The organism is Paenarthrobacter sp. YAF11_1, assembly GCF_052113445.1.
Taxonomy (GTDB): Bacteria; Actinomycetota; Actinomycetes; order Actinomycetales; family Micrococcaceae; genus Arthrobacter.
On sequence record NZ_JBFRDF010000010.1, the window covers coordinates 60,907 to 75,639 of the forward strand.

Annotated in this window: 15 protein-coding genes; 10 read left to right on the forward strand and 5 right to left on the reverse strand. The window is 63.0% G+C overall.

The features are described from left to right. Positions 1–208: 208 nt before the first annotated feature. From AB4Y77_RS15870 to AB4Y77_RS15890, 5 genes are all read left to right on the forward strand, one after another. Positions 209–997, forward strand: a complete 789-nt coding sequence (locus AB4Y77_RS15870; RefSeq protein WP_311211952.1) for a LamB/YcsF family protein — start codon at positions 209–211, stop codon at positions 995–997. Position 998: 1 nt separating this feature from the next. After that, positions 999–1,781, forward strand: coding sequence for a 5-oxoprolinase subunit B family protein (locus AB4Y77_RS15875; protein WP_442014588.1), 783 nt, complete (start codon positions 999–1,001; stop codon positions 1,779–1,781). Beyond that, positions 1,778–2,791 carry a biotin-dependent carboxyltransferase family protein gene (locus tag AB4Y77_RS15880; protein WP_442014589.1) on the forward strand — a complete coding sequence of 338 codons (1,014 nt, stop codon included), beginning with the start codon at positions 1,778–1,780 and terminating at the stop codon, positions 2,789–2,791. Before AB4Y77_RS15875 ends, AB4Y77_RS15880 begins: the two co-directional genes overlap by 4 nt. Positions 2,792–2,846: 55 nt before the next feature. After that, positions 2,847–4,187, forward strand: a complete 1,341-nt coding sequence (locus tag AB4Y77_RS15885; RefSeq protein ID WP_442014590.1) for an MFS transporter — start codon at positions 2,847–2,849, stop codon at positions 4,185–4,187. A gap of 98 nt (positions 4,188–4,285) precedes the next feature. After that, complete coding sequence (locus AB4Y77_RS15890) at positions 4,286–5,035, forward strand: SDR family oxidoreductase (RefSeq protein WP_311211956.1); 750 nt, start codon at positions 4,286–4,288, stop codon at positions 5,033–5,035. Between the two features lie 171 nt (positions 5,036–5,206). Here the strand turns inward: AB4Y77_RS15890 and AB4Y77_RS15895 are convergent, their stop codons facing one another. The 4 genes from AB4Y77_RS15895 to purB all read right to left on the reverse strand — a co-directional run bounded on the left by AB4Y77_RS15895 (position 5,207) and on the right by purB (position 8,873). After that, positions 5,207–5,641, reverse strand: coding sequence for an acyl-CoA thioesterase (locus AB4Y77_RS15895; RefSeq protein WP_354232557.1), 435 nt, complete (start codon positions 5,639–5,641; stop codon positions 5,207–5,209). Between the two features lie 136 nt (positions 5,642–5,777). Then, complete coding sequence (locus AB4Y77_RS15900; protein WP_311211957.1) at positions 5,778–6,281, reverse strand: GNAT family N-acetyltransferase; 504 nt, start codon at positions 6,279–6,281, stop codon at positions 5,778–5,780. A gap of 200 nt (positions 6,282–6,481) precedes the next feature. After that, a complete protein-coding gene (locus AB4Y77_RS15905; protein WP_311211958.1) occupies positions 6,482–7,144 on the reverse strand; it encodes a histidine phosphatase family protein in 663 nt (220 codons plus the stop codon). Between the two features lie 322 nt (positions 7,145–7,466). Then, positions 7,467–8,873 (reverse strand): adenylosuccinate lyase, encoded by a 1,407-nt coding sequence (purB, locus tag AB4Y77_RS15910; protein ID WP_311211959.1) that lies wholly within the window; start codon positions 8,871–8,873, stop codon positions 7,467–7,469. 166 nt (positions 8,874–9,039) lie between these two features. Between purB and AB4Y77_RS15915 the strand changes: the two genes are divergently transcribed. Next, the gene (locus AB4Y77_RS15915; protein ID WP_311211960.1) at positions 9,040–9,351 is read left to right on the forward strand and encodes a hypothetical protein; all 312 of its coding nucleotides are present in this window, start codon (positions 9,040–9,042) and stop codon (positions 9,349–9,351) included. Between the two features lie 95 nt (positions 9,352–9,446). Then, positions 9,447–10,703 (forward strand): hypothetical protein, encoded by a 1,257-nt coding sequence (locus AB4Y77_RS15920; RefSeq protein WP_311211961.1) that lies wholly within the window; start codon positions 9,447–9,449, stop codon positions 10,701–10,703. A gap of 9 nt (positions 10,704–10,712) precedes the next feature. Here AB4Y77_RS15920 and AB4Y77_RS15925 read toward each other — a convergent pair whose 3' ends face one another. Beyond that, the gene (locus AB4Y77_RS15925) at positions 10,713–11,141 is read right to left on the reverse strand and encodes a phage holin family protein (RefSeq protein WP_311211962.1); all 429 of its coding nucleotides are present in this window, start codon (positions 11,139–11,141) and stop codon (positions 10,713–10,715) included. Positions 11,142–11,213: 72 nt separating this feature from the next. Between AB4Y77_RS15925 and AB4Y77_RS15930 the strand changes: the two genes are divergently transcribed. From AB4Y77_RS15930 to AB4Y77_RS15940, 3 genes are all read left to right on the forward strand, one after another. Further along, positions 11,214–12,332, forward strand: a complete 1,119-nt coding sequence (locus AB4Y77_RS15930; protein WP_311211963.1) for a histidinol-phosphate transaminase — start codon at positions 11,214–11,216, stop codon at positions 12,330–12,332. A gap of 150 nt (positions 12,333–12,482) precedes the next feature. Next, a complete protein-coding gene (pdhA, locus tag AB4Y77_RS15935; protein WP_442014591.1) occupies positions 12,483–13,676 on the forward strand; it encodes a pyruvate dehydrogenase (acetyl-transferring) E1 component subunit alpha in 1,194 nt (397 codons plus the stop codon). Next, positions 13,676–14,656, forward strand: a complete 981-nt coding sequence (locus AB4Y77_RS15940) for an alpha-ketoacid dehydrogenase subunit beta (RefSeq protein WP_311211965.1) — start codon at positions 13,676–13,678, stop codon at positions 14,654–14,656. Before pdhA ends, AB4Y77_RS15940 begins: the two co-directional genes overlap by 1 nt. Positions 14,657–14,733: the final 77 nt, after the last annotated feature.

Consider the following 14,733-nt stretch of genomic DNA (forward strand, 5'->3'; position numbering starts at 1 on the left):
GAGGTGGCGCAGGTCATAACGGAGAGCTATCACGGGATAGCTATTAGGTCTTTGTGCAACGTACTTGACCGGTGCAAGACTTTTAGGACGAACTTCAGGCAACGCTTCGGATTCCATCCAGCGGCTGTCATTTCCCGGAAATTCCATGGTGCCCAGTAAATGGCCTCGTGAATTTCCCATCAATTGCAAACCACGGAAAGAGAACCACGTGAAACCGATCATTGATCTTGTAGCGGATCTTGGAGAGGGATTTGGCGCCTACACCATCGGCGACGATTCCGAACTCCTGGAGATCGTCACAAGCGCCAATATCGCTTGTGGTTTCCACGCCGGTGATCCGGACATCATGGCGGCCACCGTTGCGCAATGCGTTCGCCGCGGAGTCGGCATCGGAGCCCACCCGAGCTTTCCGGACCTGCGTGGTTTCGGCAGGCGGGACATGGGCCTCACTGCAAGCGAGGTTCAGAACGACGTTGTGTACCAATTGGGTGCGCTGAACGGCTTCGCAGCCTTCCACGGCACCAAGGTCACGCACCTGGCACCCCACGGCCGGCTCGGCAACCTGGTTGCTGTCCGCGCTGACTACGCCCAGGCCGTGGCTGACGCCGCCGCCCGCGTAGACCCGGAGCTGATTGTGGTGGCGCAGGAAGGTGAACTGGCTGTCGCCTCACGGGCTGCCGGGCTTGACGTTGCAATCGTCGGCATCGTGGACAGGGCCTACCAGGAAGACGGCACCCTGGTTCCCCGCAGCCAGCCCGGCGCCGTGCTCCACGATCCCGCAGAGATCGTTGAGCGAACCCTCCGCATGGTGATGGAGGGCAAGATCCGCTGCGCCAACGGCGCGGACCTGGACATCGACGTCGACACCCTCCTCCTGCACGGGGACAACGCCGGGGCAGTTGACCTGGCACGCCGGATCCGTGCAGAGCTCCTCTCCGCCGGTGTGCGGATTGCCCCGGTAGCCGAGGTCATGGGCGCAAAGAAGAAGGTGGCCTGACATGTCCGTGCTCACAGCGGCCCCCACCGAGATCTACGAATCCGGAGACTCGGCACTGCGCGTCGTGGCCATCTCGGAGGCCAGCGAACACAACTGGCTGACCGTCCACGGACTGGCCGACTGGTTGGAAAACTGCGGAGCCGAAGGTCTTCATGGAGCCGTTCCCACCTACGATTCCGTGCTGGTGGAATTCGACCCCATCCTGGTTTCTGCCCGGCAGGTGCGGGCCTTCGTAAAGCTCGGGCTGCTGGAACTCGGCCACGCCGTGGGATCCGCGCAAGCACCCCGCGAGTTTGATGTGCCCGTGGTGTACGGCGGTGAATACGGTCCCGATCTGGAGCGCGTTGCTGAGCACCAGGGAATCTCCGTGGAGGAGGTCGTCCGTCTGCACACCCACAAGACCTACACTGTGCGTTGCCTCGGTGCTCCGGCTGGTTCTCCCATGATGGACGGCCCCGCCTTCCCCAAGCCCGTGCCCCGCCTCAAGGATCCCCGGCTCAGCGTTCCGGCTGGTGCCGTGGCAGTTGCCGGACGCCAGGCAGTCATCGCTCCGGCCGTAGCTCCCGGTGGATGGTGCGTCATCGGCCAGACCCCGTTGTCGGTCTTGAACATCCGCCGCGAACCGTTGGTGCCCTACAAGCCGGGCGACATCCTGCGGTTCCGGCAGATTCGCGCTGAAGACTTCAGCCAGTACGCCGGTCTGGAATTGGAGCCGATGGAAATGGCTGCTGTGGAGATGCCTCCCGTTGAGTTGCGTCCTGCGGAGCTGGGAATGCAGCCATGACCGGCGAAATCCTGATCCAGCAGCCCGGCAACTCGGTGGTCACGGACCTCGGCAGGACCCGCGGACCGCGTTTTGGCCTTCCCGTCAATGGTGCTTTGGACCAGTATTCAGCCCGTGCCGCCAACATCCTGGCAGGAAACCTGGACAACGATCCCTTGGTGGAGATCACTGCCCTGGACTTCCGGATGACGGCCACCACCGACATCCTGATCGCCGTCACCGGCGCCCCGCTCACACTGACCGTTGGCGGGCGGCCAGCCAGCCAGTGGGAACCGGTCTCGGTGCTTGCCGGAGAAACAGTGTCCCTCCGCGGGATCACCCGTGGCCTTCGCGCCTACCTGGCCATCCATGGCTCCATCGAGGCAGAAACACTGCTGGGCAGCGTGGCGCCGGATACCGTGGTGGGCTTCGGGCTCCAACTCAAGGAGGACACCAGTCTCCTTACCCGGACGAGTGTTGGCCCGGTTCGCCAGCCCTACTTCGATCTCCCGCTCTTCCGGCTGGGCCTTGAACGCCCCAGCATGGACCCAAACCTGTTGGTCGACGTGACCGACGGACCGGACGTTGCCGAGTTTGGCGACTCCGGTGAACTGCTCTTCACCTCGGAGTACGCCGTCAGCGGCCGCAGCAACCACATTGGCCTGCGGCTCGGCGGAGACCTTCCGGAAAGAACCTCAAGCGGTGAGGTCCTTTCCCGCGGAGTGCCAGTAGGCGCCGTCGAGGTTCCCTCCAGGGAAGAGCTGCTGGTACTGCACCGGGGGCGCGGCGTCACCGCCGGGTATCCCGTCCTGGCAGTAGTCACCAGCACCGGACTGGATGTCCTGGCCCAAGCGCGGCCAGGGGACAAAGTCCGTTTTCGGAGAACCACAGTGGCAGAAGCAACTGCCGCCCATCGGCGCTCGCGGGCCCACCTTGAAACCCTCCGCGAATCCGTCAACACCGTCTTCGGACTACTCGGCATCGGATGCCGTCCCCAGTGGCAGGACCTACCAGTTGCGGCATGCAGCTAAAACCCTGTCGTCACACCAGTAGGCATTGCTACGCTCATCCCAGTAAGGAAAAGTCATGACCGCAAGCACCAACGCTGCCCCCGTGCAGCATGAGCGGCTCACCAGCCGCCAAACCCGCAAGGTTGTCACCGCAGGTTGTGTTGGCATCTTCGTGGAACTGTACGACAACGGCATTTTCGCCTTCATGGCCGGAACGCTGGCGCTCGTCTTCCTGGCCCCGGGCAACCCGGACAACGCACTGCTCTTCGTCTTCGCCGGCTATGCGGTGTCGTTCTTTGTCCGCCCGCTGGGAGCGGTGGTCTGCGGCTACCTCGGAGACCGGATCGGCAGGCAAAAGCTGCTGGTCTTCGTCATTCTCCTGATCAGCGTTGCCACCGCTGGAATCGGCCTGCTGCCCCCTTATGCGGCCATCGGCATCGCGGCTCCCATCCTCTTGGTCCTGATGCGGCTCCTCCAGGGCTTCTCCGTGGGCGGCGAGGCCGCCGGCGCCATGACCTTCCTCGCTGAGCACGCTCCCGATGGCAAGCGCGGCATCATCACCTCCTACGCCCAGATCGCCTCCTTCGCGGCACTCCTGACCGGTACGTTGGTTGCCTTCTCCATGTCGCCGTGGCTCACCCAGGCAGCCATCGACGGCGGCGGGTTTGGTTCGTTCGCATGGCGCATCCCGTTCCTGGTCGCCATCCCCATGGGCATCATCGGCTGGTACATCCGCAAGGCCATCAGCGATACCCCCAACTTCGAAAAGCTCAAGGAAGAGGGCGGCCTCTCCAAGAACCCGCTCAAGGAAGCCTTCCAGTCCAAGGAGCACCGCCGGGCCATGCTCCTGGCCCTCTTCATCCCGCTCATGAACGGCTCCGGCTACTACGTCCTGTTCTCCTACATGCCCACGTTCCTCAAGGGCAAGCAGCTGAACTTCACCATCGGCGAAGCCCTCCTGGTCACGGCCTGCAGCCTGGTTGTCATCTGCATCGCCATCCCGTTCATGGGAGCCCTCTCGGATCGCGTTGGCCGCAAGAAAGTCATCGCCGGATCCGCCATTGCCATGGCAGTGCTTGGAATCCCGTCCTACGCCCTCATCGCCACTGGTGAAATGGGCCTGGCCATCCTCGGTGCCTGCATCATGGCCGTCGTGTTCGCCGGACACACCGCCGTCATCCACATCCTGATCGTGGAGCTGTTCCCCACCCGTGTCCGCTACTCGGCCTATGGCCTGGGCTACAACGTTTCCTCCGCACTGTTCGGCGGCACGGCTCCGTTGCTCATGACCTGGCTGATCGGCAGCACCGGCAACATCTACATGCCGGCGTTCTACGCAGTCATTACCGCGCTCGGCACGCTCATCGCGGTCAGCACGGTCAAGGACCGCGCCCACGAACCGCTGCGCGACGCGTAGCACCACCGGCCTCTGCGCTCCATCAACCAAGGCAGTGCGCCGGATCTCCGGGGCCGGCGCACTGAGCCCCACCGATTCCCCACCTTTTGGAGAACCCAATGTCCTTTTCTGACTACACCACCGCACTCGTCACCGGAGCCTCAACCGGCATGGGCGCAGCCATCGCCGAACGCCTCGCCAAGCGGGGCCTGACCGTCCACGCCGTGGCCCGCAACGAGGAACGCCTCGCCGAGCTGGCCGACCGCACCGGAGCAGTCCCGCACGTGGTTGACCTGACAGATACCGCCGCGCTGGCCGCCGTCGTGAGCGACCTCAAGGTGGACGTCCTGGTGAACTGCGCGGGCGTTTCCCGGCCGGGTAACATCCTGGACTCCTCCGAAGAGGACATTGATGAGCTGGTGGACGTCAACCTCCGCGGACTGCTGCAGCTCACCCGCCTGGTCCTGCCGGGCATGGTGGAGCGCGACCTCGGCCACGTCATCAACATCAGCTCCATCGCCGGCGTGTACAACTTCTACGGCCACACCGTCTATCACGCCACCAAGGCCGCCGTGCACCAAATCTCCCGCCAGCTCCGTAACGACACCGTGGGCAAGCGCATCCGCGTCACCGAGATCTGCCCGGGACGCGTGGAGACCGAGATCTTCGGCCGCAACCTGGGCGGTACGCCCGAGGCCATGAAAGAGGCCTGGCAGACCTACTACGAGGGCTACGAGTCGCTCACTACCGACGACATCGTGAACGCCCTGGACTACGCCATCGAAACGCCGCGCCACGTCAACGTGGGCATGCTTGAGCTCATGCCGACGTTCCAGGTCCCCGGCGGACTGACGTTCGACCGGCGCTGACGCTTCCGCGCTGACGATGGACCCGCGCTGATGCTTTCGGTCAGCACCCCACAGGTTCCGGTGGCATCACTCCCGTCACCGGAAATACAAGCTGGCGGCCGCCTTCCCGCGGCCGCCAGCACCCGTTAATGGGCCTGGACGGTCGGCCAACAGCGCACGACGCCGGTCGGGTCAGTCCTCGTCCAACGTTTCAGTCAGGTGGTGCGTGGGGATTCGGTCCCGGTCGTACGTAATTTCCGTGTAGCCGTGTGGCTGCGGACGTCCGTCGGTGCCCAGGTTCACGAAGACGATTTCCTCGATGGTCAGGATGGGCTGACGGGTGATCATATTGCGGACTTCGGCGCGCATGGTCAGGGAGGTACGGCCGAAGCGCTTGGCTGTCAGCCCCATCTCGACCAGGTCGCCCTGCACGGCCGAGCTCACAAAGTTGATCTCCGAGATGTACTTGGTGACGGCCCGGCCATTGCCCAGTTGGAGGATGGCGTAAATCGCGGCCTCTTCATCGATCCACTTCAGCAGGCTGCCACCAAAGAGCGTGCCGTTGGCGTTGAGGTCCTCGGGCCGCACCCATTTACGGGTGCGAAAGGTGATGTCTGCTTTTTCCATAATCCGAGATTATCGAACTGCGGCGGCTGCCGCTTGATGTTGCGCCCCAGAACGGACGCCCAGCCTGGACCTTGCCATCAATGTGTTGCCCCGCGGCGCCATTCCACGTCACGCCCGCCCAGTTGCGCCTGCCCAGTTACGCCATTGCCGTGTGGGATGCGCTGTGGGAGTCGATCCTCTTGGAGTAGCAATACGATTCTGTGACGCCAACGTACGGACCAAAATTTGGTACCGCTGCAAAACCGGCGCTCTCGTAGAAGCTCCGACCGTCAGACTGGGCCGAACCCGCCTCCGCTGCGATGACGCCGAACCCGTGGGAGTGTGCCTGGGCTTCGAGTGCGGCCAGAATGGAGCTCGCCACACCCGAACCACGGGCATAGGGGACCACGTAAAGCCTCTTGATCTCAGCAGTCTTCTCGTCGAGCATCCTCAGCCCGCCGCATCCCAGCGGTTGACCTGAGCATTTCTCGTAGGCCACCACAAACACAGCAGTGTCTGCTTCCGACGGAGGAGGTCCAGGCTCGTGGTCCGTACTGCCGAACCGTGCATCGAGTTCAGCCTGCTGCGCGGCCCGGAGGTCAGCACCCACGGGGTTGGCCCATGTGACCTGCCGGATGTTGAGCCGTGGGTTGGTCTGCATCTTGCCTCTTTTCGCCGGGTTTCGGGGAGGTGTCTATGCGTCTTAAGCCTAGGGAGCTGTGGTTACCGCGGTGTTTCCTGCGCGTAAGCGTCGGGAGAATTGCTGGCCTTTTCCTGCGTTGTGAGGCCCGCTCTGCGCACTCCGGACTCGTTGTGGGGCGCAGAGCAGGCCTCACAACGCCAGAATCAGGACCACACCGATCAGGGCCGACGGGCCTCGCCCGTGGGGTCCTCGGCGGTTCGATCGGCCAAGGCCATTCCGCCCACAGGGATCTGGTCCCAGTGCAGCACCTTCCAGCCATTCCGGGGGTCGCCTTCGAGAGCCACGATGCCGGTGTTCGGGAGTTGATGGATCTGAGCGAAAACAGTGTCGATGTCCGTCGCCCGGCGTCCCGCCCAGCAGCGGATCGCGGCACCATGGCTGACGATCGCCGCCGTGGAGTGTCCAGCGGCCACAACTTCCTCCACGGACGCATCGAACCGGGCGAAGAAGTCGTGCCCGTTGAAAGCGCCCGGCATCCGTACGTCCAAGTCGCCATCCGTCCAGGCAAAGATTGTGCTCATGTAGCGGAGGTGCGACTCATGGTCTGTTTTCTTCTCCAATGCGCCCGCCTCAATCTCATGGACCCCCGCCAGAATGGCTGGCTCCAAGCCTGTGGCCTTCGCCAAGGGAGCGACAGTCCTTTGGGTGCGCAGCAGCGTGGAGGTGTAGAGCGCTTCGATGGCTTCGTCCGCCAGCGCATCCGGGAGGGCCGCTGCTTGGCGCTCACCGAGTTCGGTCAGTCCCGGCCCTGGAAAGGCGGTGTCCAGTTGGCCGGCAACATTCCCGGGCGTTTGTCCGTGCCTGATCAACAGGAGCTTCATGGGTGCTCCGCTCCTTACGTCGTCACTGATCCGTTTCCACAGAGGGTCCCGCGGTCAGACGCACCGCCGTGCTCGTTGCGCTGGTTGCGCGCCTCGCCCCGGCTGTGCTGGTCGCGCCGGCTTTGCTGGTTTGCACTGGCCGCACCGGGTTCCTCCCCGTGTACTCCCAGCCAATCAGCCCCTCAAGCACCGGAAGGACCCGACACGCCGTGTCCCGGAACTCCACCCTCGATCCCGGCAGAACAACCGGGAGAAAACACGATTAACGCCGACGGCGGGCCGAGGCACCCAGCCCCTGCCCGCCGTCGTCGTGCGTTTGGTCTTACTGCAGGTGGTCCACCAACTTGTCGGCGATGCCCGTGTATTTGCCCGGGGTCAGGGCGAGCAAGCGTGCCTCGGCGTCGGCGGAGAGGCCAAGCCCCTGCACGAATTCCTGCATGCGGGCGCCATCCACGCGCTGGCCGCGGGTGAGGTCCTTGAGCCGTTCATAAGGGTTTTCCATGCCTTCCACACCGGCGATTGCCTCGGCGCGCATGACCATCTGGATGGCTTCACCCAGGACTTCCCAGTTGCTGTCGAGGTCGCCTGCGAGGACTTCCTCGGCGACGTCGAGGGCTTTGAGGCCCTTGGCGACGTTGGAGATGGCCAGCAGCGAGTGGCCGAAGGCGACACCGATGTTGCGCTGCGACGAGGAATCCGTCAGGTCGCGCTGCCAGCGGGAGGTCACCAGCGTGGCACCCAAGGTGTCCAGGAGGCCGTTGGAGATTTCGAGGTTGGCTTCCGCGTTCTCAAAACGGATCGGGTTGACCTTGTGCGGCATGGTGGAGGAACCCGTGGCGCCGGCAACCGGGATCTGGCGGAAGTATCCGATGGAGATGTAACTCCAGATGTCCGTGCAGACGTTGTGCAGGATGCGGTTGAAGCGCGCGATGTCTGCGTAGAGCTCAGCCTGCCAGTCGTGGCTTTCGATCTGCGTGGTGAGTGGGTTCCATGTGAGGCCCAGGCCTTCAACGAACGTCTTCGCGACGGCTTCCCAGTCAGCACTCGGTACTGACGCGACGTGGGCGGCGTAGGTGCCGGTGGCGCCGTTGATCTTGCCCAGGAACTCGGTCTTGGCGATTCGTGCCAGCTGGCGGTTCAGGCGGTGGGCGATGACCGCGAGTTCCTTGCCAAGCGTGGTGGGGGTAGCTGGCTGGCCGTGCGTGCGGGACAGCATGGGCACGGCGCGGTTCTCTTCCGCCATGGCCTCGATCTGCTGGACGAGGGCGGCAGCGTTCGGGAGCCACACGTCCTCCACAGCGCCCTTGATGCCTACAGCGTAGGAGAGGTTGTTGATGTCTTCGGACGTGCAGCCAAAGTGCACCATGGCCGTCAGGTTCTCGATCCCAATGGCGGGCAGGCGGCGGCCGATGTAGTACTCCACGGCCTTGACGTCGTGGACGGTAACAGCTTCGATCTCGGCAAGTTCATTGACCGATGCGGCGTTGAAATCGGTGACAATGGCACGCAGCTGCGCGACTTGCTCGCCGGACAGTGGACCGGCGCCCGGCAGTACGGACTGGCTGGTCAGGTGGATGAGCCACTCGACTTCGACGTGAACACGATCGCGGTTGAGTGCAGCCTCGGACAAGTAGTCCACGAGGGGCGCGACGGCGGCACGGTAGCGGCCGTCAAGGGCGCCAAGGGCGAGAGGTTCGGAAGCGAGGGACACGCGAGGGGATTCAGCCATGGTGCCTATTCTTTCATGTTCCGCCAGGGGACCCGAGTCAGTGACGATGCTATGTGGACGGCTCCCCGGGTTATCCACATACGCGACGTCGGCGCTTCCGTTGGGTTCTGCCGCTCCGTAGCGTCGAACCTACCGATCAGCAGAACAATCAATGGAGTACACGGACATGAGCGTCGGCTTGATGCCTGCAGCCAACCCGCCCACTTTCGACCCCCTGGAGTGCGCCTCCCGAAGCCACGAAGTCCAACGGCTCGCTTGGCGCATCAAGACCTGCGTGGACCAAGTAGATGCTGTTCTTACGTCCCTGCGAAGAACCCAAATGGACGATTGGCAGTCTCCCGCCGGACGCGCCTACCGGACAACCATTGCCCTGCACGCTTCCGCGCTGATGCGTGCCCGTGAGGCCATGGACACCGCCGCTGCCTTGATGCTGCGTCATTCCCAAAACGTCTCAGTCTCGGGCGGGAGGGGCCGGTAATGGCTGATTCAGCTCCAGTGGGAGCCGGTGAAGCACCCCGGCCTCTATCTCCGGCGCCGGACGGAATTCTCACCATACGGGGCGGGGTAGGAGGGATGTCTTTCCAGTTGGAAGAACTTCTGCGGGGCGCAACCCAGCTCGATGACGTGGTCCAACAACTCCTTGGTATCGAAGACGAGGCACGTCGGGTCCAGGATGATCTGGAACCGTATCTGTATGAATCCCTTGACACCGGTCGCAATGCTGCCGACGCCGTGGCCGGGAGCAGGCGGGACGTGGCGCGGGTGCGTCAGGAGTTGGTCGAGGTCAGCTCGAGCGTCCGGGCCAGCCACCGGGACTACCAGAAAGTAGAGGCCGGCAACGGTTTCAAGCAGAAGCTGCGTCTCGATGAGCTCAGGAGCTCCGGGGCAGCCTGGGTCCTTGACCGGGACATGACGCACAACCTCCTCAGGGCAGTGGTAGTTCCACCTTGGACGAACGCGAGGGATACCCTTCACGGCATTCTGGAGTCGCCGCTCCTGGCAGCCCTTCAACCCCGTCACGTGAGCATCGAAAGGATGGAGCAATCCATAGAACCTGTGGAGCCTTCAATGGCAGAAAGCCTTCGTCGTCTCGAGAGGCTTCACTCCCGTAACAGCGGCGAGATTGAGGTCATCCAGTTCGAACAGGACGGCTCGTCGTCCTGGATGGTGCTGATACCTGGAACTCAACCCAACTCGCCCAACACGAACCCGCTCGATATCCCGGGGATCGGCGAGGCTGTTGCCTACGATTCGGAGGAAGTGATCCCGGCCGTTGGCCAGGCCCTCCGCGAAGCCGGGGCGGAAGCCGGAGACCAAGTTGTGGCGGTAGGGCACAGCCAAGGAGGCGTGCATGCCATGAACCTCAGCCAGAACCAGGCATTTCTCAGCGAGTTCGACCTCAAATATGTGCTGACAGCCGGAGCCCCTGTCGGCGGGATTACCCCGGAGCCAGGTATCACCTCACTCCACTTGGAACATGTGCAGGACTGGGTCCCGGGAACAGACGGCCAAGTGAACGCCGACACGAAAGACAGGGTGACGGTGTCGCTGACAGACGAGATCAGGACACCCGAAGGACAGGACGCAGGCCTTGGCCCGGGACACGACCAGGAGAACTACGCGGCAGGAGCAGAGCTGGTTGCCGCAAGCCATGACGAGTCACTGGCCGCCTCGTCAGCCGTATTCGCAGGCGTTGTGGGTGCCGGAGGGGTAGCAAGAGTGACGCGATTCAAGATGGAAAGGGCGCCAATGCCGGTTTCATCATCGCTGGAGAAGCCTGACTCGCCGCCGACGGTCCAGGACACGAAGAAAGCGGCCGGAACGCGGTAGGCGCTGCTCCTACCGCTTGCGCGTACCCGGAATCAGGCCGGCCACCATCGAGATGATGCTGATGATGAGCGAGGCCAGGATGGCGGTCCAGAAGAACGAGTCGAGGGTGAGGTGGACGGGTGTGAAAGAGCTCAGCCAGGCAGTGAGGTACAGCATCGCCGCGTTGATCACGACGGTGAACAGGCCAAGCGTCAGGATGGTGACCGGGAGGGACAGCAGCCGGACCAGGGGGCGGACCACCGCGTTCACTACGCCGAAGATCAGGCCTATGAACAGGTACGCCAGGATGATGCCGGCGGTGTCTGCGCCTTGGGTGAGGCCTGCGTTGGTGGCGGCTTTCTCGGTGGCGCTGGTGCTGATATCCATGCCTTGCAGCAGCCAGGTGGCCACCCACAGGGCAAGCCCGTTAATGAGGACGCGAATGATGAATGAACCCATGGGCCCATGCTTTCACACGGAGCTGATAATCAGCTCAGCATTAGCCATAAGCAGCCAAGTAGGCTTGAAGCCATGACTACTACTGACAACGCACCGGAGGGCGTACTCCCTCGACCGGTCGTGGACAGGCTACCGAAGTACGCGGCAGGTAAACCCCCCGCTGCGATCGAGGGCCTCACCAGCTACAAATTGTCGTCCAACGAAAACCCGCTGCCTCCGATTCCTGCAGTGTTGCAGGCAATTGCAGACCAGTCCGATATCAACCGCTACCCGGATCCACTCGCCACCAAGCTGCGCACCGCACTTGCCGGCTTCCTTGATGTCCCCGCCGACGATGTCGTCACTGGCGCGGGCAGCCTTGGCGCACTGAACCAGATTCTCGCAACGTTTGCCGGGCAGAATGACGACGGCAAGCAGGACGAGGTCATCTACGCCTGGCGTTCCTTCGAGGCATACCCCATCTGTGTGGGCCTCGCAGGTGCCGCCAGCGTCCAGATCCCGTTGCTGGCTGACGGACGGCACGACCTCGAGACCATGGCCTCGGCTGTCACTGTCCGTACCAAGGTGATCCTCCTGTGCACCCCGAACAACCCCACGGGGCCCATCCTCACCGCAGAGGAAACCGAGCGCTTCATCCAGTCGGTACCCCCACACGTGGTGGTGGTCATCGATGAGGCGTATCAGGAGTTCGTTCGGGATTCAGGCGCGGTGGACGGCGTTAAGTTGTACCGCAACTATCCCAACGTGGTGGTGCTGCGGACTTTCTCCAAGGCGCACGGACTGGCCGGATTGAGGGTTGGGTACAGCGTCTCAGGTCCCCTGCTCACTCAGCACCTCCGAGTCACCGCTACTCCTTTCGCAGTTTCCCAAATTGCAGAACGCGCAGCCGTCACCTCCATCGAGAATTTTGATCAGGTTGTGGAAAGGGTACAAAGCCTGGTGGACGAGCGGGACCGTATCACGGCCGGACTCCGGGACCTTGGGTGGTTCGTTCCGGAGGCCCAAGGCAACTTCGTTTGGCTGAACCTTGGGCAGCACAGTGGCGAGTTTGCGGCCTTGGCGGCAGAGCAGGCATTGTCCGTTCGGGCCTTCGCCAATGAGGGAGTTCGGGTGAGCATCGGTGAGGTCGAGGCCAACACCCGATTCCTGGAACTCTGTGCAGGTTATACAAATGCACCGCTGGGTTCCTAGCGGTTAACAAATGCGCCAACCGAACTTACTGCCGATAAAGTAAGGGACGAAAGCCAATAATATGCCCGTTCCGGAATACATTCCGGAACGGGCATATATCCCAGCGACAGACATTGCGCGGCGCCCCGCCGTGGCAAGCAAGGAGACGGAATGGGCTCGACACAACTGCCCCCCGGGACGGAAGACACTCTCGCGGCAACCTCCGCGGCAGCAGCCGCGCCAGGCGAACCGGTGGACATGGTTCAGTTGCTAGGCCCTGACGGAAAGCTGGGTTCAGATCCTGTGTTCTCGGATTACGCCAAGCGGATCGACCCCGAGAAGCTGCGTGTTTTCTATGCCGACATGGCCAGGATCCGCCGGTTCGACCAAGAAGCCACCGCCTTGCAGCGCCAGGGTGAGTTGGCGCTGTGGGTGCCGCTGACAGGTCAGGAAGCCGCGCAGATCGGTTCGGGCCATGCAAGCCAGCCCCAGGACTACATCTTTCCCACGTACCGCGAACACGGTGTCGCGCTGGTCCGCAACGTAGACCTCGCCGAGCTGCTCAAGCAGTTCCGCGGTGTGTCCAACGGTGGCTGGGATCCCCGCGAGAACAACTTCCACCTGTACACGCTGGTCCTTGCAGCCCAGACGCTGCACGCAGTTGGCTATGCCATGGGCATCCAGAGGGACCAGAAGCTCGCCGCAGCAGCTGATTCCACAGACCCCAAAGCCGCAGTCATCGCTTATTTCGGTGACGGAGCCAGCTCAGAAGGCGACGTCCACGAGTCCATGGTCTTTGCTGCGTCCTACGACGCACCGGTGGTGTTCTTCTGCCAGAACAACCACTGGGCGATTTCCGTGCCCACCGAAGTCCAGACCAAGGTTCCGCTGGCCAATCGCGCCAAGGGCTACGGCTTCCCGGGAATCCGGGTCGACGGCAATGACGTGATCGCAGTCCACGCCGTCACCGAGTGGGCCTTGGAACATGCCCGTGAGGGCCGCGGCCCGGTGCTGATCGAGGCCTACACCTACCGGGTGGGCGCACACACCACGGCTGATGACCCCACCAAGTACCGCGAATCCGCCGAGGAAGCTGCCTGGCGCGAGAAGGATCCCCTGGACCGCCTGGAGATGTACCTGCGCACCGAAGGGCTGGCGGACGAAGCTTTCTTTGACCAGGTCAAGGCCGACGGCGATGAGCTGGCCAAGTATGTCCGCAGCACCACGCATGGCCTTGAAGTTCCGGACATCCGCGACGCGTTCGCCAGCGTCTACGCCGAACAACACCCGCTGATTGCGGAGGAACTGGCTTGGTTCGAGGAATACTCGGCCGGCTTCGAAAGCGATGAGGAGACAGYTCACTGATGGCAACCATGACCATTGCGAAGGCCATTAACGAGGGTCTCCGCGCATCGCTGACGAACAATCCCAAGTCCCTGCTCATGGGCGAGGATATCGGTCACCTTGGCGGCGTCTACCGCGTCACCGATGGCCTCATCAAGGAATTTGGCGACGAACGCGTCCTCGACACACCCCTGGCTGAGTCGGGCATTGTGGGTACGGCCATCGGCTTGGCCCTGCGTGGCTACTCGCCGGTGTGTGAGATCCAGTTCGATGGCTTTGTCTACCCGGCCTTCAACCAAATCACCACGCAGCTGGCCAAGATCCATGCCCGCAGCCTCGGCAAACTCACCGTGCCTGTGGTCATCCGCATTCCGTACGGCGGCGGCATCGGCTCGATCGAGCACCACTCCGAGTCTCCGGAGGCGCTGTTCGCACACACCGCCGGCCTGCGCATCATCTCGCCGTCCAACGCCCACGATGCTTACTGGATGATCCAGAAAGCCATTGAGTGCCAGGATCCCGTGATCTTCTTCGAGCCTAAGCGCCGCTACTGGCTTAAGGGTGAAGTGGACGTCGAGAATGCCGGCCTTTCCGAGGACCCGTTCAAAGCCCACGTTGTCCGCGAAGGTACTGATGCCACGATCGTGGCGTACGGACCACTGGTGCCCGTGGCCTTGGCTGCTGCCAACGCTGCCACGGAGGACGGACGGAGCATCGAGGTCATCGACCTCCGCTCCATCTCGCCCCTGGACTTCGACACCGTTGAAGCCTCGGTCAAGAAGACCGGGCGCCTGATCGTCGCCCACGAGGCCCCCACTTTTGGCGGTATCGGAGGTGAGATTGCGGCACGTATCAGCGAGCGGGCATTCTTGCATCTGGAAGCTCCTGTGATCCGGGTGGGCGGGTTCCATATGCCCTATCCCGTTGCCAAGGTGGAAGAGGACTACTTGCCGGACATCGACAAGATCCTCGAAGCGCTCGACCGTTCACTGGCCTACTAACGCCCAGAGGCCTGCCAGCGCCCTCTCGCCTACCAAACCGCCCTGATCCTGCCCGGCTTCGCTGCCAGGTAACCGGA

Bases quoted from the DNA above. Each gene is read 5' to 3' on its own strand.
- AB4Y77_RS15875 (WP_442014588.1), top strand. From the start codon at position 999: ATGTCCGTGCTCACAGCGGCCCCCACCGAGATCTACGAATCCGGAGAC.
- AB4Y77_RS15880 (WP_442014589.1), top strand. From the start codon at position 1,778: ATGACCGGCGAAATCCTGATCCAGCAGCCCGGCAACTCGGTGGTCACG.
- AB4Y77_RS15885 (WP_442014590.1), top strand. From the start codon at position 2,847: ATGACCGCAAGCACCAACGCTGCCCCCGTGCAGCATGAGCGGCTCACC.
- AB4Y77_RS15890 (WP_311211956.1), top strand. From the start codon at position 4,286: ATGTCCTTTTCTGACTACACCACCGCACTCGTCACCGGAGCCTCAACC.
- AB4Y77_RS15895 (WP_354232557.1), bottom strand. From the start codon at position 5,641: ATGGAAAAAGCAGACATCACCTTTCGCACCCGTAAATGGGTGCGGCCC.
- AB4Y77_RS15900 (WP_311211957.1), bottom strand. From the start codon at position 6,281: ATGCAGACCAACCCACGGCTCAACATCCGGCAGGTCACATGGGCCAAC.
- AB4Y77_RS15905 (WP_311211958.1), bottom strand. From the start codon at position 7,144: ATGAAGCTCCTGTTGATCAGGCACGGACAAACGCCCGGGAATGTTGCC.
- purB (WP_311211959.1), bottom strand. From the start codon at position 8,873: ATGGCTGAATCCCCTCGCGTGTCCCTCGCTTCCGAACCTCTCGCCCTT.
- AB4Y77_RS15915 (WP_311211960.1), top strand. From the start codon at position 9,040: ATGAGCGTCGGCTTGATGCCTGCAGCCAACCCGCCCACTTTCGACCCC.
- AB4Y77_RS15920 (WP_311211961.1), top strand. From the start codon at position 9,447: ATGTCTTTCCAGTTGGAAGAACTTCTGCGGGGCGCAACCCAGCTCGAT.
- AB4Y77_RS15925 (WP_311211962.1), bottom strand. From the start codon at position 11,141: ATGGGTTCATTCATCATTCGCGTCCTCATTAACGGGCTTGCCCTGTGG.
- AB4Y77_RS15930 (WP_311211963.1), top strand. From the start codon at position 11,214: ATGACTACTACTGACAACGCACCGGAGGGCGTACTCCCTCGACCGGTC.
- AB4Y77_RS15940 (WP_311211965.1), top strand. From the start codon at position 13,676: ATGGCAACCATGACCATTGCGAAGGCCATTAACGAGGGTCTCCGCGCA.